Origin of the sequence: Clostridium saccharoperbutylacetonicum N1-4(HMT) (assembly GCF_000340885.1) — a bacterium.
Classification (GTDB): domain Bacteria; phylum Bacillota; class Clostridia; order Clostridiales; family Clostridiaceae; genus Clostridium; species Clostridium saccharoperbutylacetonicum.
Genome location: NC_020291.1, coordinates 3,857,056 through 3,883,780 on the forward strand (window position 1 = coordinate 3,857,056; position 26,725 = coordinate 3,883,780).

A 26,725-nucleotide genomic window follows, 5' to 3' on the forward strand; every position below is an offset into this window, starting at 1 on the left:
GCAAAAGGACAATTCAAAAAATTTTAGGTATCCATTAATAATAATAAGGATAATATGGATATGGTGGCTGAACATAATATGGATAAGGTAATAAAGACAAGGCTGCTAAAGAAGCTAATGGAAACGCTTGACGCCTAAATCGCCTATATCTTCTTCTTGGACGGTGCCCATAACCATAATATTGTCTTTGCTGCTCAGACTGTTGTTCTTGATTTTCCTGTTCCATTACATCTTCTCCAACCAAGACAATAATTCTATCTGGATCTACAGTTTCAATAATTCCATCAAGAGTACTTCCATCTGTCATAGTCATATTGATATGATAATACATGCACTTTCTGCATTTATCTTGTAAATCTTGTAGATCCCTATAAGTTTCTTCTCTTTCTAAATTCATTTATCTAAACATCTCCTTTCGATTTACATCATATTCAATTTCACAGTAAATAGTACCAAATAAATGGAAATTATATTTATAGAGAATATAGATATCCAAAGCAAGAATTAGACATATGCGAAACTTACCGAAATCCAATACATTTGTCTTCTACAGGACTAGTGAAATTTTCGCTGGAAGGTTCTAAATATGGGCTTGTCGTCATTTCAGCGTGTTCCAGATGCAAAATCTGGACAAGCTGAAATGAAACAAGCGTCTATTAACAACCTTCATCAGCTCAATTTCACATGCCTGCTCCAGAAAAATGTATCGTATTTCTAGTATGGTGTTAAGATTATAATTTCTTAATAATACATATATATTGCATTCATAAGTTTGATTATTAATTTGGATATCTATATCTTAATATAAAAAAACGTGATATAGTAGTTTACTAAACTAATACACCACGTAAATTATTTTACAAACAGATAATAATTTTTTTAGTTATTATGTTTATGCTCACATTCATCCATTAAATGATAAGGGAAAGTAGAAACTATTATATTATCATTTTTTAACAAAGTTTCTCTAATAAAGAAGCTTGTGTGATTATGTAATACTTCACCAAATCTTTCATGTGTAATGAACTGAGGTACAACAACAGTTATCTTTTCATCTTTAGCTGCTGAATTTGCGATTAATTCAATATTTTTCAATAAAGGAGTAACAACAGCTCTAAAAGGAGAATATTTTGAAACCAACAAGATATCTGTATCTAATTCATCCCATCTGGTTTTTAATCTTTCCATTGCAACCTTATCTGTTGAAATATTAAGAGCAATAACATTATCACTTATACTTTGTGCATATTGAAGGGCACCAATAGTTGCCTTGTTTAAACTAGCAATTGGAACTACAACAATATGAGTATATTTTTTTCTTAAATCTACTTTTTTTAAATTTAATTGGCTGATACTTAACCCATTAGCTACTTTATCATAGTGATGTTTAATTTTTAGTTGAACCAATATTATAATTGGAATTAAAATGGCAACTATGAATGCACCTTCTTTAAATTTTTCAACTAAAATTATTATTGTTGTTACTAATGAAACTATTGCACCACATCCATTGATGATAGCGCGTTTTAACCAGCCTTTTTCTTTTTCATTTCTCCAGTGATTTACCATACCAAATTGACCTAAAGTAAAAGATGTAAATACACCAATTGCATATAAAGGTATCAAACTATGAGTATCTGCTTTAAATATGATAACCAAAAAACATGCAATAAAGGATAGTGCTGCTATTCCAAATGAAAAGCTAAGTCTTTTTCCTCTAATAGTAAATTGTCTAGGTGCATAACCATCTTTTCCAACTATGTACATAAGCATTGGAAATCCAGTATATGCTGTATTACATGCCATAAGTAATATTATAGCTGTACTAAATTGTATTATGTAGTACATTATACTATTACCAAAAATTGCAGTAGCTATTTGTGAAATAACTGTTGGTCCATTTTCAATTGGCATAGCTGTATAAAAAATAGCTAATATTGAAGTTCCACCAAATATGAAGAATATTAAGAATGCTAATAAAATCATTACAATTTTAGCATTTTTAGTACTTGGTTCTTTAAAATTTGGAACAGAATTACTTACTGATTCCAATCCTGTTAATGCTGAACATCCTGAAGAAAATGCACGTAATACAAGAAATATTGATAAGCTTTCAGTCGCATGCAAAGGAGCTGAAAATACTGGTTCAGGGTGAATTCCTAACACAAGGTATTTAAATAATCCATAGATAATCATGAAAATCATACTAAAAATAAAAATATATGTAGGTATCGCAAATATTTTAGAAGATTCACTTATACCTCTTAAGTTTAAAATTGTCAAAACTATAATTATTATTAAAACAAAAGGGACCTTATATTGTGCTAGACTGCTAAATGCTGAAATTATTGCATCGGCACCAGCACTGGCACTAACCGCAACAGTAAGCAGATAATCAATTATTAAACCTGCACCTGCAACTAAACCTGCTTTACTACTTATATTTTCACTTGCTACTTTATAAGCTCCTCCACCTTGAGGATACGCTCTAATAATTTGAATATAAGAAATTGTTAATATTATTAACAGACCTATAATCATAAATGAAGTCCATGTTAACCATTGATATGCAGCTGCACCTAACACTATTAGTACAAAAAGAATTTCCTGTGCTGCATAGGCAACTGATGAAACCGCATCACTTGCCATAATTGCAAGTCCAAAAGGTACATTATATTTTTCATGGCTACCTTGCTCATTAGATAACGGTTCTCCTAGCAAAACGTCTAAAAACTTTGTAAGCATTTGTTTTCCCCCTATAATATCATATGAAAATAATTTTATAGTAATTCTGTACTTAAATGCAATATCCTAATTATGATATATTCTTAAGAAAAATGTAGAATTTTCTCAATGAATACGAATACATTTATTATTCTCACACATCTTTGATTATTTATTCTATTTTTCTACAGTTTTATCAATATTTTTTTCAAACAAAAAACTAACCCATTTGTGTCCATTAACAAACAGATTAGTTTTTCATTTATTTATGTTTTTTAATTTAACTTTTCATTATATTCCTTAATAATACTAATAGATTTTTTAAGTTCTACCATCTCATCATCCGATAAATGATATTCCACCAATTCCTTTACTCCTTGACTATTTAAAACTGCTGGCACTCCAATATATATTTTTTCTTCATCATACTCACCATTAAGCATAGCAGATACGGGTATTACTTTATTTTCATCATTTAATACTGCCCTTATAATTTGGACAGTTGTTGCAGCTATTCCAAAAGTCGTTGCACCTTTAGCATTAACAATTCTGTAAGCTATTTTTTTAATATCCTCTGTAACTGTATTTATGTTAAATCCTTCTAGACGTACTTTATTATCATTAATAATATCAAGAAATTTTTTCCCACCAACTGTAATTTGACTCCAAGGAATAATTTGTGAGTCCCCATGTTCTCCCATACATAATGCATGCACACTTTGTGGATCAACATTCATAACATCTGCCAAATGATATCTCAAACGTGCAGAATCTAAAGCTGTACCAGTACCAATAACTTTATTCGCAGAAATACCTGAAAGTTTATGAACATAATAAGACATAACATCAACTGGATTTGTTATGACAATGAAAATTCCGCTGAAACCACTTTCCATAACTTTTGGTACAATATTATTCATTATTCCAGCTGCTTTTTCTATCATATCTAATCGCGTCTGTCCTGTAATATAAGGTAGAGCTGCCGCTATTACAACTATATCCGCATCAGAGCATTCATCATATTCTCCATCTTTAATTCTCATCTTACTCCCACTATAACCAAGAGAATGTTGCAAGTCAGTGGCCTCTGCCCATGCTTTTTCTTTATTAATATCAATTAATATCAAATCATCACAAACATGATTTCTTACTATATCAAATGCTACTGCTGCCCCAACAGCACCTGTTCCAACCACTACCACTTTACTTCTACCAATTGCCATATATCTCATCCTTTACTATCTATAATAAACAATTATATCAGAAAATTTTATATTCTATATACTTGTTGCAAAAGTATTGTTCAAAATTTAGAGATTTCCTATAGAAATAAACATTAATTAAGCATTGAGTATTGAACACTGATAATTGCAACCTATATTACTTATGACTTTGCCTAATTGCTTAATTTTCTGAATATTGATTATTCATCGACTCTTTTTTTCTTCGGCATTGAGGGGTTAAGATCTCCATACCTATCTTTATCCAATATTATCAGTGCCCGTGATAATTTCTCAACATGTTCCTTTTCGTCTCTAATTATTTCATTAATAATTCTTATTAAATTCTCATCAGTTAAATTATCTACAAATTCCTGATAAAGTAATATAGTCTCTAACTCCCCCTTTATCGCTTGTCTAATTACAACAAGAAGATTTATTTCTTTAAGTACTTTGCCTGTCAAATCACTGTATTTACCCTTTTGAGATATTTTTAAATGATCTCTCACTTCTTCAGATAATTCTTTTTCTTCTGAGTCTAAAGATCTTAATAAAGTTAGAAAAATCGAATAGTGCCTCTTTTCTTCCAACATTATATGATGGAATAATTCTTTTAATTGTCTGTTATCTGTTGATTCTATAAAATCACTATAATCATTTATTCCCACCATCTCTGAAATAAGACCTTCTCTTAAAAAGCCTTCAATATTATTCATAATGCCTTGTGGCTGTCTATTGGTTGTGTAACTCATAATATCACCTAAATTATTTATATATGTTATATTTATTAGTTATATTATGATTTAAGCACACCTTTTTGTTTATAATTTTATTTTCTCAACAAGTTCCTTCATAAAACCATCTTCAAATGGACTTTTAAGGTCAACGTGATTTAACATATTAGGGAAGAAATCTTTTGCTGATTGTTTTGAAAATGCAACATATTTTTTCCAAGCCTTCATATAATCCTCATCCATCAAGCCTTTAAATTGAAGTGCACAAGTTTGAGCAAGAGAATAATCTATATAATAAAATGGTGAATTATATATATGTCTTTGCATTTGCCAAGTACGTCCATCACCATAAAATTCGTCATTTTCAAATGCAAGATGTGGCTTGTATTCTTTTTCTAACTGCTTCCAAGCTTCTCTTCTTTCTTTAGGGGTAAGTTCTGGTTTTGTATATACTATTTCTTGGAATTCATCAACCATACAGCCATATGGTATGAAGGCTATAGCATCTTCAAGTTGAAGTTTTCTATAATCTTCTGCTCTTTCACCAAAGAATAATTCCATCCATTTGCCTGTAAAAAATTCCATAGACATAGAGTGAGTTTCTGCTGTTTCCATAGTAATGTTATTATGTTCTGCTACCTCATCATTTCTTGTTAAAAATCCTTGGAAGGCGTGGCCACACTCATGTGTAATAACATCTACATCACCACTAGTACCATTAAAATTAGCAAAGATTATTGGTGCCTTATAAAGCATAAGCATATCCATATAACCTCCAGCTCTTTTATTAGGTCTTCCTAGAACATCGAATAATTCATGATCTAACATAAAATTGAAAAATTCATTTGTTTCTGGAGATAATTCACTGTACATTTTTTTACCTGCTGCAAAAATATCATCAGCAGTTCCAATTGGAATAGGATTTCCTTCTAGAAAATAAACTCCCTCATCAACAAAATCAAGTTTTTCCAAACCTAGACGTTTTCTTCTATTTTCATGCATTTGTGATGCAAGTGGAACTAAATACTTTTTAACTTGATTTCTAAAGTTAGCCACATCTTCTTTAGTATAAGAATTACGTTGCATATTATAATAACCAAGCTCTACAAAATTTTCATATTCCATTGACTTTGCTTGTTTATTACGATTAGCTACAAGTTTATCAAAAATTTCATCTAGTTCATCTGCAATTGTAAGTAATTTTTCACATCTCACTTTTGCTGCTTCTATTCTAGTTGCTCTGTCTTTCGACTTTAAATATTTTAACATTAGAGATAAATTAAGGATTTCCCCTCTAAATTCAACTTTAGTTTGGGCTATAAGCTTAGTGTATCTTGATCTAAGAGCATTTTCTTCTTGTTTAAGTGGAATAAGAACATCTGCAAATGACTTCATTTTTATTTCAATATCCTTGAAAGCCACTTTGCCAATTTTATCTTCAAGATACGCTCTATATTTTGAGTTAAAAAGAAGCTTTTGATACTTTACCTTAAAGCTTTCAATTTTAGGTGATATTGTATCATAATATTCCTGCTCCCCCTCATAAAATTTATCTGATACATCACCATGATGTCTCATAGCAGCCAAAACCATAGCTGTACTAACTTTCTCCATTAAAGCGTAATATTTTTTATGAACCGAAAACTGCTCTTCTCCATCTTTAGCTTGATTAAATTGATTAATTATATCTGAAGCTTCCTTTTCAAAAGCTTCAATTGTTATTCTTTCATATGGAAGTTCTGATAATTTAAATTTTTCCTCTGTCATTTTTTTACCTCCTAAGATGTACATATTAATTATAATTTTTCTTCTATATATATAGCTTTTTTATTAGTATTTACATACGTAATTATAATCTTACAAGTATCAAATTGAAAATTATGTTATAATTTAACTGATTATATTTAAGGATGTGGATAACATGGAATTTAAATTAAAGCCTAGGAAAAGGTTCAAATTAAAAAATATAATACTTTCAGTAATTTTTATTTTTGCATATGGAATTTCGATTTTTACGACATTGCAAAAACCAAATTTAAATATTGATAATAAGATTAATGATTTACTTTCTTCTAAAAATGATACTCAAACTTCAAAAACTGATACAGAAAATAGTAAGAACAATGACAAAAGATCTCCAGCTAAAAATGATAGTTCTACTAAATCCACTCAAAGTTCTTCAAATAATGTTATTGATCCTAAAGACTATAGCAGACTTACCGTTAATGAGTATGTTAACCTTTGTGTAGATCAAACTTTTGGAAAGAAAAATAATATAGATAAACCATTCTTAAGTTCTATTCGTTTTACAAATAACTGTCAGCTAATTCATATAAACATTGGTTATTATGGAAACAGCGAACAATTAAAAGCTGCTGCAATAAATGCTAGTGTTGAACTTTATAAGTCATTATACACCCTTTATCCAGAAAAATTTGGACATACTGTATTTGGTATTACTGTTAGTGGTAGAATAATAAATAAGAAAGGAACTGACACTGATATTGAAGAAGCAGCTGTTAGCTGGTATGATGATAAAACTCTTAAGGCCCTAGACATAAATAAACTTACTGTTGATAATTTTAAAAATACTGTATATCGCTTTTATGATTATCAAAACATGGCAGGTATTCAAAGAGATTAATTGTTGAAAGGTAATAAATAATATGAATGAAAATAAAAACACACAAAGAATGACCCACTACTTTATTTATCTATTTGTTCTTATAATGTCTATTGACATTGTAACTTATATGTTATTTCCAGTAATAAAAAATAATCTAGCATTTTTATTAATAGGACTTTTTACTATTGCATTGGATGTAATACTACTACTTTTAATAAGGATAGGTATTAATTGGGCTAGATGGACTTTCATTATTTCTCTTATTATGAAATGTGGAATGTTAGTTATTAATACTTTGGATAACTTCTTTATATTTTTTAACTTTAATACAAAATATATAATACTAATTTTATATTTTTTAATTATATGCGTTTTAACTTTTTCCAAAGATATAAATAAATTTTTTGAATTGTGTTCACAAGGCCGCTACTATGTAGATCAATGTAATGAATATATTAAAACAAGATATAACAGTTCAATATCTTTAAATCATAAATTTTCTATGAATTCTTTATCCGATAATTGTATTTTAATGGCAGTTAATTCTGCTATAGATAATTGTGATTTTGATATAATCATAGATAATGCTTTAATATATGATAATTATTTTGAGCGCCACTTTAATGACGAAATTAACGCTAAAATAAAATATAATATAAAAAAATATGCATTAAAATCAAATGAATCTTATACAAACAAATTACTTAATATTAATAATGGTTCAAATTATGATAGATTAGAATTCAATATAGATTCTTCCCTGAACTTATTTGATGAATATAAGACAAAACTTCCTCCTTATGAAGTATTTTATGAATTGAATTCATCAAAAGGAAACTTTTTTAATTTCATATATTCAATGACTCCAGATTATAATGATCTTGAATTTAATGTTCAATATATTTACTCAATACTAGATCTTTTAAAAAGCTTTAACTACAGATTTGATATTATTAACTTTTATGATAGAAGCAAGGATACTTCTAATGATAAAATTCATAATGATTCAAAATATATTATTAGAGAACTAACTTATCCCGAAGCCTGTGATATTCTTGATAATCAAGATTTATCCTTAATAAAAGATAAAATTCGCCATTATATTATGAATTCATCAGAAAACCTATAAAGTTTTATTTAGAATCAAAAAATTCATACATAATTAATATTAATACGAAAAATAATAAATGCACTAAGAATTATCCTAGTGCATTCTTTATTAGTTATTTTTTAGAGTCCTTGTTCGTAACTTTCAATCATTCTTTTAACCATTTCTCCACCAACACTTCCATTTTGTCTTGAAGAAAGGTTTCCTTTATCAGTATTTTCATAATTGCTTAATCCTATTTCTGAAGCAACCTCAGTTTTCAATCTGTTTAAACCTGCCTTTGCCTCTGGTACTAAAGTTCTATTGCTTCCACTATTACTTGATGCCATAATTACATACCTCCTTAAGTTTAAACTTTACCTAGCAAATTTTTATAAATTTGCTTTGCACTATTATATTAACCACTACTATCAATAATACTCTATAAAATTATTAACATAAATAGCATTATAGTGTTTAACTGCTAAACCTTGAGACAAGGTTTAGCAGTTGTTTTTCTTGCTACAATTATTTTTTTAGTTTATTATTAAAATGCACGGTCAAGAAATTAATTAACTAAAACAAAAATAAGAAGTAACATACACAACTTGACAATATTTATAAGGAGAACTCAACATGATAAAATTAATTGCATCGGATATGGATGGTACTTTACTAGGAAGTAACCATAAGATATCAAAAGAAAATATAGAAGCTATAAGATTAGCGCAAGATAAAGGAATTAAGTTTGCTATTGCTACTGGCAGAGCATATGAAGATGTAAAACCTTTTTTAGACGAACATAATTTAAAATGTGAATGTGTAGTACTTAATGGCGGAGAATATAGAAATATCGATGGCAAAACTGTTGCTGGAATATATATTGATAAAAATAAAGCTTCTGAAATTTTAAAAGTAATGTCAAATTATCCTTTATCGGTTGAAATATATACTGACAATGGATATTATACAACCAATACAAAGGAAGAAACCTTAGCTGGTATGATAAAAAGAGAAAAGACCTTCCATCCTGAACTCACCAATAAAGATGAAATCTACAAATATGCTATTAAAAATCCACATTTTGTTAATATGAATTACATAACAGATATGGAAGAATTCTTGAACAATAATGTAAATATAGGAAAATTCGTTTCATTTACAGAATCCCTTGAAGAAATCACCATACTAAAAGAGCAATTAAATAAAATTGATGGTTTAGCTATTTCCTCAAGTTTTATAACAAATATAGAAATTAACCATGCTAATGCGACTAAGGGAAAGCTCCTTGCTAAAGTTGCTGAAAATATTAACATAGAAAAAGATGAAGTAGTTGTTTTAGGCGATAGTTCAAATGATTATTCTATGTTTATGGAATTTCCAAATTCCTTTGCTATGGAAAATGCAATTCCAGAAATAAAAAAAGTTGCAAAATATATAACTTCAAGCAATTTAGAACATGGTGTAGCAAAGGCAATTTATAGAATCCTAGATTCTAATAAATAAATTTTCACATAAAAGAACTGTTACAAAAATAGTAGCAGTTCTTTTTGCAACTTTGTATTAAATTAGGCCATAGGTTTAGAATTTACAAAAGTTTTTATTATTTCATCTGAATTATCAGCTTGCCCAAAGAAAATAACTGAATAATAAATATCACTTTCTTTCCAAAAGTAACATAGACATGGTGCTTGATTCTCTTCTACTTGCAATTCCTTAAATTTAAAAACTTCTGTATTATTTACATTTAACTTACTAACATCAATTTTAACCATTTCATTAGTTTTCCAATTTTTTTCGCTATAATAACCATTCTTCTTTATATAATCATATTGTTTTGAAGTTTTTCCTTCATTAAAAGTAATGGAACCATTTTTATTTGTATAAAAACTATCAAGTTCATAATCAATCTTATTATTCTTAATATCTGAATCACTTGAAACACCAACTACTGATTCTTTTATATTTATAGCATCATTAATGCTTATTGGTAGCTTTGGAGTAAATCCAAGAAGCTTTTCAGCTTTTTTCAAATCTTCATTATCATAAATTCCCATAACCCCAGTTTCTGTTGATAATTCATTCTTTATGGTAGAATAGTCATTAATTTTTATTTCTGATGGAGTTACAAGAGATTTTACTATTTTTTTAATCATATCTTCTGAAAGTATTATATTTTCCTTATCACTCTTACCTTCCTCAATAATTTGTGAACTGTACCTTATGCTATAATATATACCATCAGCTTGCCAGATGAAATATTTGTCACTTATTTTAAATTCCTTTGTTATAAAACCATCTTGTAATTTTTCTGAAGGAGAAGTTATTGATAAGCTTAGACTTGTACCATTAATATCTCCTAGCTTCATAGTTTTTTCTTCAGCTTCAACCTTATGATTTTTAGTTGTCTTCATTTTATCAACTTCTATTTTCTTTGTAGCTTCTACAGGATCAGTTTTAGATATTTTTAATGAAATATCAGATGCTATATGTTTATCTTCACCATTATAATATAATTGGATAGCATTATCTTTATCTGACAGTTTGATTAACTGAATAGCTTGTAATTTATCTCCTTCTGGTAGAAAATTTGGCAGCTTAAATTTAAAGTTTGTAACCTTTTCTAGTTTGTATATATCATCATAATCTTTTACATCTGAATCAATAATGAATTTATATGTTCCATTAACATTTGTTTCACTACTTGAAGTAGCTGTTATCAAATTATTATCAGCTGCCTTAACCACAGAGCAATTTGCTGCTGTAACAGCTGCAAGCACCATGCAGCTTATTATTGTTTTTCGAGTTATTCTTAATGAGTTTTTCCTAAATTCTTTCATTCTTTATTCCCCCTATTATATAATTATTTATCATACATATTTCTTAAAAATTTATTGTAATTCAAAAAGATATTTATCATCCTTAAGATATGTAACATCAAATTTACTATCATCTTTTTTTTCAACTTTAGATTTACTTACTGTTACTATAAATTTATTATGGTTTGGACTAAAAATAAATTCTCTTGGATCATTACAGCCTTCTTCTTCATTATTCTTAAACAATTTATCGGTTACAACAAATTTATTTCCTTTTAAGCTCCCATACATGGCAACATCTTGCCTTCTATCTTCACCATCCCCAAAATAAGTGTAACAAACAAACTGGTTTTTAAAATCAATCGAGTCAATCGATAAATTCTTTCCTTCATAGTTTTCTACATATCTAGTTACATCTTTTTTATCAAAATCCACTTTATATATCCTTTCCTTATCATAAGTTGTACCATTTTCTTCTATACAATAAACAAGTAATGTCCCATCTTCAAATATATTTTCAATACTCGGCATACTTAGATCCATAGATACTTTTTCTCCCGTTTCTATATTTAATTTAGTCAATTTAGCAAATTGGCCAATGTAAATATTATTACCTGTTAAATCAAATTTACAATCAATTCCTGCTGCTGAAAATCGTTCCTCAAGAGTATATTTTTTGTTTTCCTTATAATTTAATATTGTATACTCTGCAGTTTCTGCATATTTTTTTCCCTTTTCTCTATTTAATTTACTAACGTATGAAATATAATCATGTTTAATCAATTGAACATTAAGTACTCTTAAATCCATTTGATCTTTTGACTTTTGACTTCCAGGTACCCCATTTGGGAATTCCTTGTCAACATCTAAAACCAGTTCCAAGTTCTTTTCTTTAGGATCAAAAGTAAATGCTTGTTTTCTATTTCCTAGCAAAATCAATCCATCATGCTGTTTAAATGGAGTATCATATATTCTCGTAATTCTACTATCATTTAATATTTCTGTAATTTCACCACTTTCAACATTATAACTACTCAGAATTACTTTCGAATCATTAAGACAAGAAGAATCTCGATTAACCGTTAAAACATTCTCATCATCAATCCAAGATAATACCACTTGATTTTCAAGCCCACTAAGCTTCTTTTTTAATTCAGGCTGATTTCTAATTTTATTATCTTCTGCTTTAGATGTAACTTCTGCTTTTACATTATCTGAAACTTTAATTTCTTTTATCTTCGTGCATCCACTTAATGATGTTATTAAAGCCATTAACAATATAATTATTAATTTAACTAAATGTATCACAACATTAATTCCCCCTAACTCTAATAGCAGTAAACTATTTAGTTAATATTTTTATAATACGGTTTTTCACGTGCTTTACCCTATATATATATTTTATATCTAAAATGTTTCAAAATTTATGAATAATGTTACATAGTTGTTAACTTTATCATAATTTTTACAACATCATCCTTAATTTCAATATCTATTTCTCCATTATGTTCTTCCACAATTAACTTACATATGTATAACCCCAAACCATTACCTTCTAAATTCAAAGCATTTTCACCTCTTATAAATGGTTCAAAAGCTTTTTCCTGAAATTCCGAATCCAAATTATAGCTTTTATTAGAAATTGACAAATTATAATAATTATCTTTTTTCTGTCCAACTATCTCTATTTCTCCATATTCAATTGAATATCTATAAGCATTTTCTAGTAAATTTAACAAAAGACTTTTTATTTCATCGTATATTCCAAGGATGTTGCTATTCTCAACATTTAATTTAACTTTTAAGCTATTATTATTTCTTATTTTCATTTCATCTGAAGTATCTTTTATCAGCTTTCCAATATCAAATTCATTTTTCTCTCTATTTAAGATTTGACCTCTTGATACTTCCAATATGCTCGATATCATACTATTTAACTTTGCACTTTCTTTTTCAATTGAATTTATTGCCTGTATTCTAAATTTTTCATTATCATAATTTGTTTGTAATAGTTCTGCATATCCAGCTATTGAGGTCAATGGTGTTTTTAATTCATGGGTGATGTTACAGAAAAAATCCCTCCTAGATTTTTCCAAATAATGTGTAACTTCTATTTGCTTTTTAATTTTAGTTCTCATTTTATTATATTCATAAGCTAAATCACCAATTTCATCTTTATTATTTAGCTCAACCACTTCATATCCATAATTACCATTAGATACTTCTCTAACGCCTTTTAATAAATTTTCAATAGGGCGCGTTGATTTTCTCAATATAATATAGATTAAAATTAATATTATAAAAAAGAAAATGCTTTCAACCAAAGTAAATAGTAAATAAATACTTCTATTATTATAAATTATATCTTTATAATCTCGTATAATTTCAACTATTCCAACAACTTCTCCATTTGAATAAAATGGATATGCAAAATATCCTTTATTCTCATCATTTTCTTTGGCAAAGTATATATATGCTTTATTTTCCTTAGCTTTGTTAATATGTTCATTTATGCTTTTGTTTACTTCTCCTTTTACGCTTTCATATTGAAGTTGTCCATTATCATCATAAATTCCAACTGTAGAATTATTATTTTCTGATAAACTTATTGATATTTTAGGACTATTGCTTATAAAGGTCTGCTTATCTAAATTTTTACCATTAATCATAAAGTATTCATTAATAAAATCTGTTGCATTATTTTGCTGAATGATCATATCATTTTTAATTGTATTACTACTGCTGTAATCTATTATATTTTTAACAACTATATTTAATGCAATATCACATAAAATTATAAAAATTCCAATCCTCAATGTAATTTTAGTTCTCAGCTTTCTATTTTTCATATAGCTACCTCATCTTATATCCAACACCAAAAACTGTTTCAATATACTTATTTTCATCATCTTCAATCTTAGCTCTTAATCTTCTGACATGTACGTCTACAGTCCTTAATTCACCATAATAATCATAGCTCCATATTTTATTTAAAAGTTCTTCTCTTGAAAAAACTTTACCTTTATTTGTTGCTAACAGATATATCAAATCATATTCTTTAGGCCGCAAATTTATCTCTTTACCTTTCTTTACCACTATTCTCCCCTCTTCATCTAAAAAGATATCTTTTCCAATCGTGATTAAAGCTTGTTCTCTTTCTGCTTTCACAGCTTTTTCTATTCTTTTAAGAGATTTATTAACTCTTGCTATTACTTCCTTTATATGAAAAGGCTTTGTAATATAATCATCAGCACCTATTTCCAAGCCTAAAACCTTATCCACTATATCATTTTTTGCTGTAACCATAATTATTGGTATATCTCTTTCCTGCTGTATTTTTTTACAAACTTCAAAACCATTTATATCTGGCAGCATCAAATCTAAAAGAACTAAATTGGGTTTAAATTCATTATTTTTCATTAAAGCTTCAGTTCCATTCTTACTTACATCAACACTAAACCCTTCTGTTTCAAGAGCAAAGGTTAACATTTCTCTTATACTTTTATCATCTTCCACTACAAGTATTTTACTTGTCTCCATATTTTTCACCTCAAGTTTAGATTATATTACCATTTTACCATTAATTTGTTACATAGATGTTTCCTAACAGAAATTAATAAAAAAAGCTACTGCCCACTAAATGTATTGAGCAACAGCTTTGATTTATATTATTATTATTTATACTTACGAATACCAGTTTTTTATTATTTCAGCACTTTCATTACTTGGATAATATCTTTTATCATCACTGGTTTCTCCAATTGCAAATACTGAAAAACCTAAATTCCAGGATTCATTTCTAAACACATTTTTATAGGCTTCAAAACAATTAGCTTGTTCTTTATTATTCATAATATTGGACATTAATGGATTATGAGGCTCTTCTGTTGCTTTATTTGTCTTAGGAAAGCCTAATTCTCCAAAGAAAATTGGTTTATTCCATTTTTCATTAAAATTCTTTATTTCTTGCTTTATATTTTGTTTCCTATTAAATTTTGTAGTATTTTCAAGAGCTTTAGTTAAGTTTTCAACAGTGTTTGTTTCATTTTCTGTCAACTCAAAATAAGCTGCTATTGAAATAAAATCAACTTTTGAAAATACTTGATTGTTTAATTTTGACTTATATTTTTCCGTGTATTCTGGCGCAAAATCTGCAGCAGTAACCCAAAAATTTGTTCTATATGTCACTAATCCTTTATATCGTTCTCTAACATAATCAATCATATGACACATATTATCTTCATATTGTTCCATATAAACAAAACTAGTTCCAGCATTTAATGCATCTACATGATAAGGTACTGCTACATCCTTAATCAATTTTCCTAAAACATCATTTTCCCAATTATAAAAAAACTCTTCTATATTATCTGGCTTCCACTCAGTTTCCCCTACACTTCCATTTTCTATCCAAGGATAAGGCTCAAGTATAATATTTATTTTTTTAAACCTTAATTTCTTAATTAATTCTATAGCTCTTTTCTCGCTCCAACCTTCTATTGACATATTACTAGATGTTCTAGAGCTAACATTAATAACTATTGGCACATTCAATGTATTTAATTGAAGTTTATCTATGTCTTTAAGAACTTGGTCTATATTATAATCAGTAGATAAATTTCCTGATTTAATCTTTGTTTCAAATTTTGAATTTAAAGTTTTACCTTCTATATTATTTATAATATCATTTATGTATCCCCTAGAATTTACGTTAAAGTTATAGGCATAAAATAAACCCAAACATAAACATACTAAAATTATTATTATTGTCTTTTTCTTTGTCATATTTACCCCCAACAGTTATATTAAATAATACCTTTGAATATTTAATAGCAAAGTACTCATTCCATATAAATTCCTGATTCCTCCATTATTAAAGAATCCATAAAAAAAACAGAAGTTTTAATATTTACTTCTGTTTTACTTAACCTATACTATGATTGTCATTGCATAAGGCACATGAAAAGAAATAACAGGTCGAAAATTTCTGGCAAGAGGACTTGTTATTTATTTGATAGTGCCTAATGTATTCCCTAAAATTTCCTTATTGTAAAACTTCTGATTCTACTTTTCTTTTTCCATCTTTATCAAATATTCTTCTTAAATGCACCTCAGTATAAAACCCAAAACTTAATCCAAGCAATATGCTACCAACTCCAGATAGCGTACTTGATATACTTGGAGCATTAGAATATAAAAATGTAACTGATATTGAGAAAAACAAAGCTATAACACCACTTAATATCAGCATTGCACTACTGAAACTATTACCTTCTTTCCATGTTTCATTATTTTTCATAGCAAAAAAAGTTCTATATCCAAAAGCATGATTTATTTCTTTTGGTGGCCACAATTTTAATATAGTTCCCAAAACAATAAAAATTATACTTGGTAATATATTAGTTAACAGTATCATAAAACATCCCCCATTTATTTCCTTTAGAAACATATGTTGTATATTATTTTCGCACAATGATATTATATCACATTTTTTGTTGTGTATCATATAAAATTTTTTTAGATGCTTTATTAACAATAAAAAGATGAAATTTTTAGTATTATTTTTCTACCTCAAATTTCATCTTTTTAGTATTTATATTTTAGCTAATAATTATTTTTTAAGGCTTGTACACTAATTTGAAAATTCTTGTGAGCCCATATATTTTCCATTTCCATAAACTACTCCTATACCAACTTTAGTATATGAAGCATTCATCATATTAGCTCTATGACCTGGTGAATTCCACCATTGAGTAAATAGTTCAACAGCATCATAAGTATTGTATGCAATGTTTTCTCCTGTTGTAGTATAACTATAGCCTAATGCTTGTAACCAGTTTGTCCACTTTGTTCCATCTGGATTTGTATGATCAAAAAAGTTATTTTGAATCATATCGTTACTTTTATATCTTGCTACACTTATTAATGTTTTATCTAAGGTTAATGGTTTTAAACCTGCTTCAACTCTTTTAGCATTCATTAATTCAAGGATCTTATCTTCTGCAGAAGTTTGAATACTTACAGAATAATTTGTTGGTAGCTTAGGTAACCCTTGCACATCTACTGAAGCTGTATTACTTGTACTACTTGTTGTTTTAGCTCCTGAATTAGTATTTGCTGTATTAGTTGTAGTTCCAGCATTTGTTGTTGTTTCATTTTTATTTTGATTAGATACTGTAGTAGTTTTATTATTATCTTTTACTACATTATTAGTTGAATCAAATACTTTGTCCACTGATGGAGTCTTCGATCCAATAGCTTGTCCATTATCAGAGAATGTATACGTTTTATTACCAATAGCAACTTTTCCAGTTTGCATTATTCCTGATGGATTAAAACAATAAGTTTTTCCATTAATATTAAGTACACCTGTCTGCTTTGCTCCTGAGTTATCAAAATAGTACCAATTCCCATTATCTTTAACCCATCCAGAGTTAACAATAGAATTTGCAAGTGAATTATAATAATTATAGAAATTATCATATGTTGAATTAGTAGTTGCTGCAGATACTCCTAATGGTGCTATAGTAGTAATTGTTGTTGCAGCAATAACCCCTGTCACAATCTTTGTTAAAAAAGCTTTCTTCATTAGTTTTTCTCCTTTATCTTTCGTATTTGACTTCACATTATAAATAAAAATCTAAAAACTTAAACATGATTTTATAATTTAAATTAATCATATTCGCTTTTTCTGTGAAGTCCATGACTCTATACTATCATATTTTCGACATTATTCAACAAAGCAATTCTTAGTATATCTCATTTAAATGATATTAGCTAAAAAGTTCTCCTGTATACTCCCGTTTATTTCAATATACTTCATGATATCCTTTAACAAGAGATTCTTCAAGGGCTAGGCCCCTATATTTTTATAAAAATATACTCATATCAAAAGTCATTTAACTATTTTCACTATCTCTTTAACTGTTTCTACTATTGATAATTCGCTTGTATCAATTTGCTTTGTAGACATGTCTTTGTACATTTCAAGTCTATTAATACTCCGAACTAAACAATCATCATTTCGTATATTATGTTTAACATCCTCCAATATCCTATTCTTAAGAGCCTCTTCGCTACAGGTAAGAGTAATCTTAATAATTTCAAAATCCAAAGCATTTAAAGGCTTCAATATTTCCTCAAAAATTTCTTCAATATGTATGACCCAATTAAAAATGACATATTCTATAGTTGAATTTTTAAGAAAGTTTTTTAATAGGTAAGTTATATTATCAATCACCATTTCTTTATTTTCTTCATTAACTTTAAAAGGATTTATCATCCAACACCAATCACCATCAAGCCATACTGAATTTTTAAGTTTCTTATTAAGTTCTCTACAAGTTGCTGTTTTTCCAACTCCCATTGTTCCATTAATAATTATCAATTTTTTCTTCATAATCAAAAACTCCTAAATACTGTAATATTTATTAATATTATATCATTCAAAAAATTTACCATAAAGCTATAAATTAATACAGATTTAATCTTTATACTATTTAAATATATTCTATTTACTGGCATTATTACTCAAAATAGTTATTACTTCCAAACTCCTCTTTACAAATTACCGTCATAATTGTATTATACAATAGATACAATGATTTAGATAATCATTGAGAGGAGCTAAAACATGAAATACGAAAGAATATTTTTATCAATCATTTTACCAATAACTTATTTTATTAGCATATTATTTTGGTTTAAAGGATCAAATAGCTTATTGCTTGCCATTACTGCACTTCCAGCATTTGCAGCTATCGTTTCAATGTTAATTGAAAATAAATCTTTAAAAAATCTACTTACACCTTTTTTTCAAAGAATATCTGTTAAAAGTTTAGCATTTACAATATTTTTCCCAATAACCGCAGTATTGTTTTGTATGTTAGTTACTATATTTACACATCAAGGTTCATTACTAACTAGTTGGAACAACATATTTTTAAAAATAGTAAGTATTACTTTAATCTCAATAGTGTTATTTATTGTAGGTTTATTAGAAGAGTTTGGTTGGAGAGGATATTTACTTCCTAGACTTATTGAAAAATATAAAATAAAACGTGCTACCTTTATAATTGGTGTTATCATAACCTTATATCATCTTCCAGTAATTTTTATTTTAAATTTTCATCATGGTTTATCAAAAGCTATTGTTTATACTTTGCTTCAATCTGCAGCCGTTTTTGCTATAAACTTCGGTTTTACATATCTTTTTACATTATCTAAAAATGTAATTCTTCCAAGCATAATGCTTACATTATGGAATAATCTAAATCTAGCTATTCTAGGATCATCATATAAATTACTACCAGTCCAAGGTTATATTATAGGTAACCCTTATATTGTAAATGGCCTAGGCATATTTGGTTTAATTTATTTTATTTTCTTTGCAATTTACGCTTATAAAAAGTTTTCAATTTTAGATAAACATATGTAAACATACATAGGAGTAATCCATCAAAAATAAAATTAAATAGAAATAGTTGTTTTGCAGTATCAGCTTTTCCATTTCCTACAAATGGCATAGGAAATTGAATTATTCCAATTAGCATTACTACCCAAAGTAGTAGTATCCTATTCTTAAATTCTAAATTTGATTTACTATTAATATAATCGTGAATAGAATGAATTATTATTATTAGATAAACTGCTACAATAAAATATAAATTTTTAGGCAATATATGATCTCTAAAATCTGACCAAATTGTAAATCTATGAAATTCTACTATAGGGAGTTCACTATAATTTTGAGAGCATTTGCCTAATGATGTACTAGTATTAAAAGCTTTTCCGGCCGTATATTCCATCCCTTCAAATAATCTTATAGGATGAGTTAAGTAAAATTTCGCCAAACTCAGGTTACTAACCTTACTATAAAACTCTTCGTTTGTTATTTCTGCTCCTGGAATATATTTTTCATATTCAGTTTTCTCTAAATATGAATGTTTTCCAGCCTCTATAGACATATCCGGATTAAGTCCCAAATCAATTAAATCCTGCCTAGGTGTTTTTGAACCATTTAATACCCCATAAAAAACAGAATTATATTCTGTATCTTTACACAAATTATCACTTTTATTACAAATTCCAATTGGATAAAGAACTAATATGTATATCAGTATACACAGAGCCCCTAAGCTAATTTTACTTAAACATAGCCTGTTATCCCATATAATTTTTAATATTAGAGCAATTATAATTGGTAATGAGATAGTTACTTGAAGTTTTGATCCTAAAAATAAAAATGCGGTAATTATTATAAAAGCAATATTTATAGTTATATTCTTACAATTTTTAATAGCGTATTTGCAATGTATATAGTTTAATACACATGCAATAAATAGAGACAAAGTTACTATCATCATTGGTTCACCATATAAACTATTGAACCAAACTAAATAATTACCATCGAAAAAAATCAATAAAATTAAAGTAGAGACTATGATTGAATTTAATGTATTTTTTATATTAAATGCTTTTAAAATAATAATTAATGCTAGAGTATATAAACAACTATATATAAGAGCTAAATATTTAGTTTTAAATATATTTTCTCCAAACATTCTTATAACTTTACTTATGGGCACAATTAAATAACTAATACTACACCCCTTTATAGTCTTTGAAAGATTATCTATTGGATTAATTTTATATTCAGTAACTATGTATTTGAAAAATCTAATAAAATCAGGATTATTTTTATCCTTATCTAGCAAACTCAATCCTGAAATATTCATTATTCTATCAAAATCCCCTTGATCAGCAACACCAACTTCTGGTCCAATAAATAATACTGAAGTTATTATCATCACTGCAGTTAAAATGATACAAACCCTATACTTATTTATTTTAACGTCTTTAATGCTCATTGGGCTTTTCCTCCGTATAAATGGAATTTGTTCTTATCTAAAAATAAGTTCTAATAGTAATATGATGTAAATTATAAAATTTATACTATTTTATTTTAAATACTATTAAAGTGCTGATAATAATTGATCTTAAAATAAAAGAACCGCAAATTCATAAAGAATAATGCAGTTCTTTTATCAAATATTTTTTTAATTTTATCTCTGTTAGTTAAATATATTAAACAATAATCTTACCAAATTTTTAATCTATCCTCGGGTTTAACATACATTTTATCGCCAGGCTTTATTCCAAAAGTTTCATAGAATTTATCAAATTGGGCAGAAACTATATTACTTCTAACTTTATTCGGTGAATGTGAATCATATTGAAGTCGCATTTCTGCATATTCTTTAGTATTAATTTCACGCCATACAGATGAATTGCTTTCAAAAAATGCTTTGTAGTCAGGATTTTGCATTTTGCTTAAAATATCTAACGCACAAGTCATTCCACCAATATCAGCAATATTTTCACCAACAGTAAGATCTCCATTAACATTTTTCCCATCATCTAATTTTACGTTGCTATAAAAAGCTCTTACCTTCTTTGTTTTATCTTGGAATTTAGCATAATCTTCTGCTGTCCACCAATTGTTTAGGTTACCATCAGCGTCAAACTTTGCACCAGTATTATCAAAGGCATGACTTATTTCATGACCTATAATAGTTCCAATTGCACCAAGCTTTTCTTCTTTACTTGCATTGGCATTATAAAATGCTCCTTGCAGAATTCCAGCAGGAACAGTTATAGTATTTGAGGTTGCATTATAAAATGCATTAATTGTTTGTGGAGGGCAAGCAAATTTTGTCTTATCAACTGGTTGATTTAATTTACTTATTTGCTTTTCAAATGCGAATTTTTTTAAATTCTCAATATTATCCCAAAGTGATCCACCTTCTTCAAAGGATCTTATTTGTAGCTTTGAATAATCTTCCCACTTATCTGGATACGCAATTTGAATATTAAGCTTATCTAATTTTTCAATTGCTTTCTTTTTAGTTGCTTCGCTCATCCAATCCAACTTATTAATTCTAGTTTTATATGTTTCTATAATTTCATTTGTCATATCTTTAACATCATTTTTAACTTTATCAGAAAAATATTTTTGAATATATATTTTGCCAAAAGGATCACCTAATGTAGCATTAACCATATTAATAGCTTTTTCTTCCTCTGATATATCCCCTTGTGATCCTAAATATGCATTTTTAAATTCAAGTGAAGCCTTTTCAAATGACTGACCTAAATATGGGGCAATAGCAGCAATATTTTGAATTTCAAGATAATCCTTAATCATTGGAAGATTTTCATCTTTGTATATATCATTTAAGGCTTTATACCATTTTGGTTCAGTTAAAATGATTTTATCTGCCTTCTCTACTTTGCTATTTTTCATAATTGCTTTAATTTTTAAATTAGGTGCCATTGAATCAAGTTGATCCAAAGTGTAAACATTATATTGTTTATCTATAGCATTATCATCTTTTGAGGTTTCTTGCTTACCAGTTATTGACGCAGCCATAATATTTTCAAACTTAAATAAATTATCTACCTTTGTCTGTGCCTGCTCTTTACTATAACCACTTAAAGTCAAAATATTAACATAATAATTCTCTACTAACCCCTTTACTCTTTTACTATTTTCTGTAGGCTTCATATATTCATCTGAATCCCCTAAGCTAAGAGCTGTTGGTCCAATATATAGCGCGTTTTTATTTGCATCTTTTAAGTCCACTTGGCATCCTAAATCTAACAAACTATTGCCAATTTTTGAATCTATGCTTAAATTTGAAATATCATTTACTGATTTAATATTTCTCATTTCTTGAATTGCTTCTTTTATTGGCTCTATGCCCTCTTTATTTCTAGCATCCATATTTAAGTAGTTTTTATATAAATTAATAATCTTTTTTTCATCACTATTTTCTGAGTAATTTTTTTCATTAGCCAATAAATCCTTGATTATTTGTTTCTTTTGCTCTGTCAATGATTTATCAGCTTCCATAAATGCTGAATTAGATGTCTTTCCAGCTTCTATTTTTGCTGTATTTAACCATTGTCTATTAACATAATTATAAAAATCATCTTGAATTCTCATCGAATTTACTGTTTGCGCAACATTTGTATTGGCATTAGTAGCAGTCTCTGCTGCTTTAACACATGTACCTTGACCAACAAACAATGAACATATTAACACCCCTGCAATAATTAATTTAATTTTAGATTTTTTCATAAAAAAACCCTCTCCATTCCCTTATCAAATTTGATATAACCATCTTTTATTATATTCCTTGCTAATTATTTTACAATAATCCCACACCTTAATTTAACCTTAATTGTTTTAAAAATGATTCTTAGGCACATGAAAATAAATAACAAGTCAAAAATATGCTAGCTAGAGGACTTGTTATTTATTTAATAGTGCCTTATACATTAATCCATATAATAAAAGCCCTACAAATTGCGTAGGACTTCTTAAATTCATTTTTTTAATTTAAAGTTTTCTCTGGAGAAAATTACATCTAGATACGCATCAAAACCTGCCAATTTCAATACTTCCAAGGTTCCTTCTGCGCCCTCTCCACCATATCCTGCTGTAAGTCCATATTCAAAAATAAATTCTTCTTTATTGTTATTGGTAAGCTTTAATATATAACAATCTTCTTTTATCATTTCGGCTTCTGTTATTTCTCCAAAGGTATCCATATACTTCTTATAAAACTCAATTGACTCTCTTGTATTGCAGGCATCACTCTTAATTGTTATCATTTACATCCACCTCCAATATAATATATTGATATAATAATAAATATATTACTCTTAGGTTTAACTATACTAAAATATAAATATTACAAACTTTTATATAATCAAAAGAGCACAATAATTATTTTAAAATACTATTGTGCTCTTAAGATAGATATCCAACTGAATAATTAAACTTATAAATGGAATAATATACACTTAAGAAATTAAAATTACTAAACTACAATAGAAATAAGATACATTTTTCTGGAAGCAGGCATGTGAAATTGAGCTGATGAAGGTTCTTAATGGGGGGGCTTGTTTCATTTTCAGCTTGTCCAGATTTTACATCTGGAACACGCTGAAATGACTGCAAGTCCACATTTAGAACCTTCCAGCGAAAATTTCACTAGTCCTGTGGAAGATAAATGTATCTTATTTCGGTAATTGTTGCATAAATTTCAAGTTACAGAAAAGTTCCTTATTGTGGCATAGCCACTCTTTTTATAGGTGTATCAAATTTGTAATTTCATCTTTTTCTATTATATATTCTAAATGAAGTGCTCTAGTTAATGATACATATAATAGTCTTTCATCTAAAATATTTTCCTTATAATTTTCTATATTAGGATTTAGAATTATTGTACAGTCAAATTCCAGACCTTTTGTTAAATATGAAGGTATCACTATTAATTCTTCTTTTAATTCCTTTTCTTTTCCCTCAACTAATTCAAATTTATATTTGCTCTTCTTTAAATAACTATATATTTTTTTAGCCTCTAAACTATCTTTTGTTATTATAGCTATTGTTCGTTTCCCTTCTTCCTTAACATCATTTATGATCTTCTCAATAGCAATCTTAACTTCCTCGTCTTTAGATACTTTTATTATTTGCGGCTTTTTACCATGTCTTAAAACTGGTTTTGCATCTTTAAGTCCTAAATTTTGGGCATTCAAGGTTTTTTGAGCAAAATCAATTATTTCAACAGTTGATCTATAACTTTGCGTTAATTGTACATAAGTTGCATTTCCCTCAAATACATTCTCCGTTATGTCTTCCCATGTTTTTAAACCTTTGTAATAATAAATACCTTGAGCTAAGTCTCCAACTAAGGTCAAAGCATTGCCTTTTGCAAATCTATTGACTAAATAAACTTGAAATGGACTATAATCCTGGGCTTCATCAACTACAATATATTCAAATCTTTCTTTTTCCTCTATTCCTTCAAGTAGAATTCTTAAATAAGCTAGAGCCGCTAAATCATCTTCATCTAATACATTTTTTTCATAATTACTATTAAATTCTTCTTTCATATAATCTGCTAAGACTTTAGGTATTTTACCTCCAGTCGCTTCTTCAAACAATTCATTATTATAGAAATTATAATAAATGTCCTTTGAGTTTATATCTTTCCATTCTTTAAAGTAATTATTAAATTCTTTCTTGCCATTATTCTTTACATCAGATTTTATTTTATCTCTTTCTTCATAAAGCTTAATAAGAAATTTTCTTCTTTCCTCAGAATCTTTATCTCTATTTCTTATTTCACGAATTTTTATTTCCCATTGATTATCTATATCTATTAATAATTCTTCGGTTCTTCCCTTTAGCTTTAAGTTCAAATATTTCTTTATTTCATTTTTTCTTTTATTTATTGGATAATTCTTCAAGTCCTTAAAGTACAGCCTTTTAATTTCCTTTTTATCAAATAATATCTCATTTCCAATTTTGATATCCTCAATACTAATGGTATCTTTCTCAATTAAGGCTAGATATCTATCAAGCATAGTCTTAAATAATAATGTACCCTTAACTTTACTAGAATTTACAATAAGCTTTTTCTTATGTTCATCTTTTTCTTCAATAATTTTCATTATTTTTTCATCTTTATTATATATTTTTTCTTTTAATTTAAGCTTTGATAAAACAAGTTCTTCAAAGGTGCTTTGATTTACTTCATCTGCACCAAGACTAGGTAAAATATCTGAAATGTAGTTTAGAAATAATTTGTTAGGAGCTAAAACTAAGATTTCATCTCCTTTCATATTTTCTTTGTATCTATAAATAAGATATGCTAATCTATGTAATGCTATTGTTGTTTTTCCTGACCCAGCTGAACCTTGTACTATTATAGGAAGATTCTTAGGCCATCTTATTATTTCATTTTGTTCCTTTTGAATTGTAGCAACAACTTCTTTAAGTTTTTTACCTCTATTCTCCTCAAGGTTAATCTTTAAAAACTCATCAACTAAGTTTTGCCCTTCTCCACCATTTATAATTATTTCATTTAATCCTTCATCAAATAATTGTTCTATATCATTATCCTTATATAAAAACTTACGCTTTAATTCTAATGTTCCTTCAATAATTCCCTTTGGAGCTGTATAGTATACCTCTCCACCTGTTCCACTATAATAAAGATCTGCAACTGGTGCTCTCCAATCTACAACGATCTCTTCTCCATCTTTACTATTGCTTATACCTTTCTTTCCAATGTAAATACTTTCTGTAAAGCTTCTATGTTCTCTAAAATCTACTCTTCCAAAATACGGTTCACTTAAGGCTTCTTCATATTTTTCAATATCTTTAGCTAAGCGATTAAAAATAAGTTCATTTGCGACTTTTTCTTCACTAAAAGTTTTTACTTCCTTATTGAGTTTATTAAGTTTCTTAGAAACATCCTGAAATTTTAACTTCTTCTCTTTAATCTCCTCTTGTATAACTTTCTTCTTTTCAATTAGTATTTCTCGTTCCTCTGCCAAATTTACATTCATAGCTATACACATTGTATAATGAATATTTAAGCACGTGAAAGAATATCTGCTCTGCTAATAATTTAGCTAGAAATTTTGAAAATTTCAAA

The 26,725-nt window shown here is 27.7% G+C and carries 22 protein-coding genes; 4 read left to right on the plus strand and 18 right to left on the minus strand.

The genetic code is table 11. From position 1 onward, the window contains the following. Positions 1-34: 34 nt before the first annotated feature. From CSPA_RS17325 to CSPA_RS17345, 5 genes are all read right to left on the minus strand, one after another. Positions 35-397, minus strand: coding sequence for a hypothetical protein (locus tag CSPA_RS17325; RefSeq protein WP_015393646.1), 363 nt, complete (start codon positions 395-397; stop codon positions 35-37). Between the two features lie 482 nt (positions 398-879). Next, entirely contained in the window at positions 880-2,745 is a 1,866-nt protein-coding gene (locus tag CSPA_RS17330) for an APC family permease (RefSeq protein ID WP_015393647.1), read from the minus strand. A gap of 254 nt (positions 2,746-2,999) precedes the next feature. After that, entirely contained in the window at positions 3,000-3,947 is a 948-nt protein-coding gene (locus CSPA_RS17335) for an L-lactate dehydrogenase (protein WP_015393648.1), read from the minus strand. A gap of 200 nt (positions 3,948-4,147) precedes the next feature. Beyond that, positions 4,148-4,696, minus strand: a complete 549-nt coding sequence (locus CSPA_RS17340) for a ferritin family protein (protein WP_015393649.1) — start codon at positions 4,694-4,696, stop codon at positions 4,148-4,150. Between the two features lie 69 nt (positions 4,697-4,765). Further along, positions 4,766-6,445 carry a M3 family oligoendopeptidase gene (locus CSPA_RS17345; protein ID WP_015393650.1) on the minus strand — a complete coding sequence of 560 codons (1,680 nt, stop codon included), beginning with the start codon at positions 6,443-6,445 and terminating at the stop codon, positions 4,766-4,768. 154 nt (positions 6,446-6,599) lie between these two features. Between CSPA_RS17345 and CSPA_RS17350 the strand changes: the two genes are divergently transcribed. Both CSPA_RS17350 and CSPA_RS17355 read left to right on the plus strand, forming a co-directional pair. Beyond that, the gene (locus CSPA_RS17350) at positions 6,600-7,322 is read left to right on the plus strand and encodes a hypothetical protein (RefSeq protein ID WP_015393651.1); all 723 of its coding nucleotides are present in this window, start codon (positions 6,600-6,602) and stop codon (positions 7,320-7,322) included. Positions 7,323-7,344: 22 nt separating this feature from the next. After that, positions 7,345-8,433, plus strand: coding sequence for a hypothetical protein (locus CSPA_RS17355; RefSeq protein ID WP_015393652.1), 1,089 nt, complete (start codon positions 7,345-7,347; stop codon positions 8,431-8,433). 101 nt (positions 8,434-8,534) lie between these two features. On the opposite strand, the gene CSPA_RS17360 is transcribed toward CSPA_RS17355, so the two are convergent. Next, entirely contained in the window at positions 8,535-8,741 is a 207-nt protein-coding gene (locus tag CSPA_RS17360) for an alpha/beta-type small acid-soluble spore protein (protein WP_015393653.1), read from the minus strand. A gap of 286 nt (positions 8,742-9,027) precedes the next feature. On the opposite strand from CSPA_RS17360, the gene CSPA_RS17365 reads away from it, so the two are divergent. After that, entirely contained in the window at positions 9,028-9,897 is an 870-nt protein-coding gene (locus CSPA_RS17365; RefSeq protein WP_015393654.1) for a Cof-type HAD-IIB family hydrolase, read from the plus strand. 62 nt (positions 9,898-9,959) lie between these two features. Here the strand turns inward: CSPA_RS17365 and CSPA_RS17370 are convergent, their stop codons facing one another. From CSPA_RS17370 to CSPA_RS17405, 8 genes are all read right to left on the minus strand, one after another. Further along, a complete protein-coding gene (locus CSPA_RS17370; protein WP_015393655.1) occupies positions 9,960-11,231 on the minus strand; it encodes a hypothetical protein in 1,272 nt (423 codons plus the stop codon). Positions 11,232-11,282: 51 nt separating this feature from the next. Continuing rightward, a complete protein-coding gene (locus CSPA_RS17375) occupies positions 11,283-12,518 on the minus strand; it encodes a hypothetical protein (protein ID WP_015393656.1) in 1,236 nt (411 codons plus the stop codon). 128 nt (positions 12,519-12,646) lie between these two features. After that, complete coding sequence (locus tag CSPA_RS17380) at positions 12,647-14,059, minus strand: sensor histidine kinase (RefSeq protein ID WP_015393657.1); 1,413 nt, start codon at positions 14,057-14,059, stop codon at positions 12,647-12,649. A gap of 4 nt (positions 14,060-14,063) precedes the next feature. Beyond that, positions 14,064-14,750, minus strand: coding sequence for a response regulator transcription factor (locus CSPA_RS17385; RefSeq protein WP_015393658.1), 687 nt, complete (start codon positions 14,748-14,750; stop codon positions 14,064-14,066). Positions 14,751-14,894: 144 nt separating this feature from the next. Beyond that, the gene (locus CSPA_RS17390; protein WP_015393659.1) at positions 14,895-15,995 is read right to left on the minus strand and encodes a glycoside hydrolase family 113; all 1,101 of its coding nucleotides are present in this window, start codon (positions 15,993-15,995) and stop codon (positions 14,895-14,897) included. A gap of 259 nt (positions 15,996-16,254) precedes the next feature. Next, positions 16,255-16,626, minus strand: a complete 372-nt coding sequence (locus CSPA_RS17395) for an SdpI family protein (RefSeq protein ID WP_015393660.1) — start codon at positions 16,624-16,626, stop codon at positions 16,255-16,257. A gap of 216 nt (positions 16,627-16,842) precedes the next feature. Continuing rightward, positions 16,843-17,799 carry a CAP domain-containing protein gene (locus tag CSPA_RS17400; protein WP_015393661.1) on the minus strand — a complete coding sequence of 319 codons (957 nt, stop codon included), beginning with the start codon at positions 17,797-17,799 and terminating at the stop codon, positions 16,843-16,845. Between the two features lie 306 nt (positions 17,800-18,105). Next, entirely contained in the window at positions 18,106-18,609 is a 504-nt protein-coding gene (locus tag CSPA_RS17405; protein WP_015393662.1) for an AAA family ATPase, read from the minus strand. Positions 18,610-18,843: 234 nt separating this feature from the next. On the opposite strand from CSPA_RS17405, the gene CSPA_RS17410 reads away from it, so the two are divergent. Then, positions 18,844-19,647: a CPBP family intramembrane glutamic endopeptidase gene (locus CSPA_RS17410; RefSeq protein WP_015393664.1), complete on the plus strand. Its 804-nt coding sequence runs from the start codon at positions 18,844-18,846 to the stop codon at positions 19,645-19,647. Here CSPA_RS17410 and wsfD read toward each other — a convergent pair. The 4 genes from wsfD to helD all read right to left on the minus strand — a co-directional run bounded on the left by wsfD (position 19,589) and on the right by helD (position 26,636). Beyond that, positions 19,589-21,079: a glycan biosynthesis hexose transferase WsfD gene (wsfD, locus tag CSPA_RS17415; protein WP_015393663.1), complete on the minus strand. Its 1,491-nt coding sequence runs from the start codon at positions 21,077-21,079 to the stop codon at positions 19,589-19,591. The two genes, CSPA_RS17410 and wsfD, sit on opposite strands and share 59 nt — an antisense overlap. A gap of 230 nt (positions 21,080-21,309) precedes the next feature. Further along, positions 21,310-23,352, minus strand: coding sequence for a M13 family metallopeptidase (locus CSPA_RS17420; RefSeq protein WP_015393665.1), 2,043 nt, complete (start codon positions 23,350-23,352; stop codon positions 21,310-21,312). 248 nt (positions 23,353-23,600) lie between these two features. Beyond that, positions 23,601-23,888, minus strand: coding sequence for a hypothetical protein (locus CSPA_RS17425; RefSeq protein WP_015393666.1), 288 nt, complete (start codon positions 23,886-23,888; stop codon positions 23,601-23,603). A 477-nt stretch (positions 23,889-24,365) separates the two neighbouring features. Continuing rightward, entirely contained in the window at positions 24,366-26,636 is a 2,271-nt protein-coding gene (gene helD / locus CSPA_RS17430) for an RNA polymerase recycling motor HelD (RefSeq protein ID WP_017810510.1), read from the minus strand. Positions 26,637-26,725: the final 89 nt, after the last annotated feature.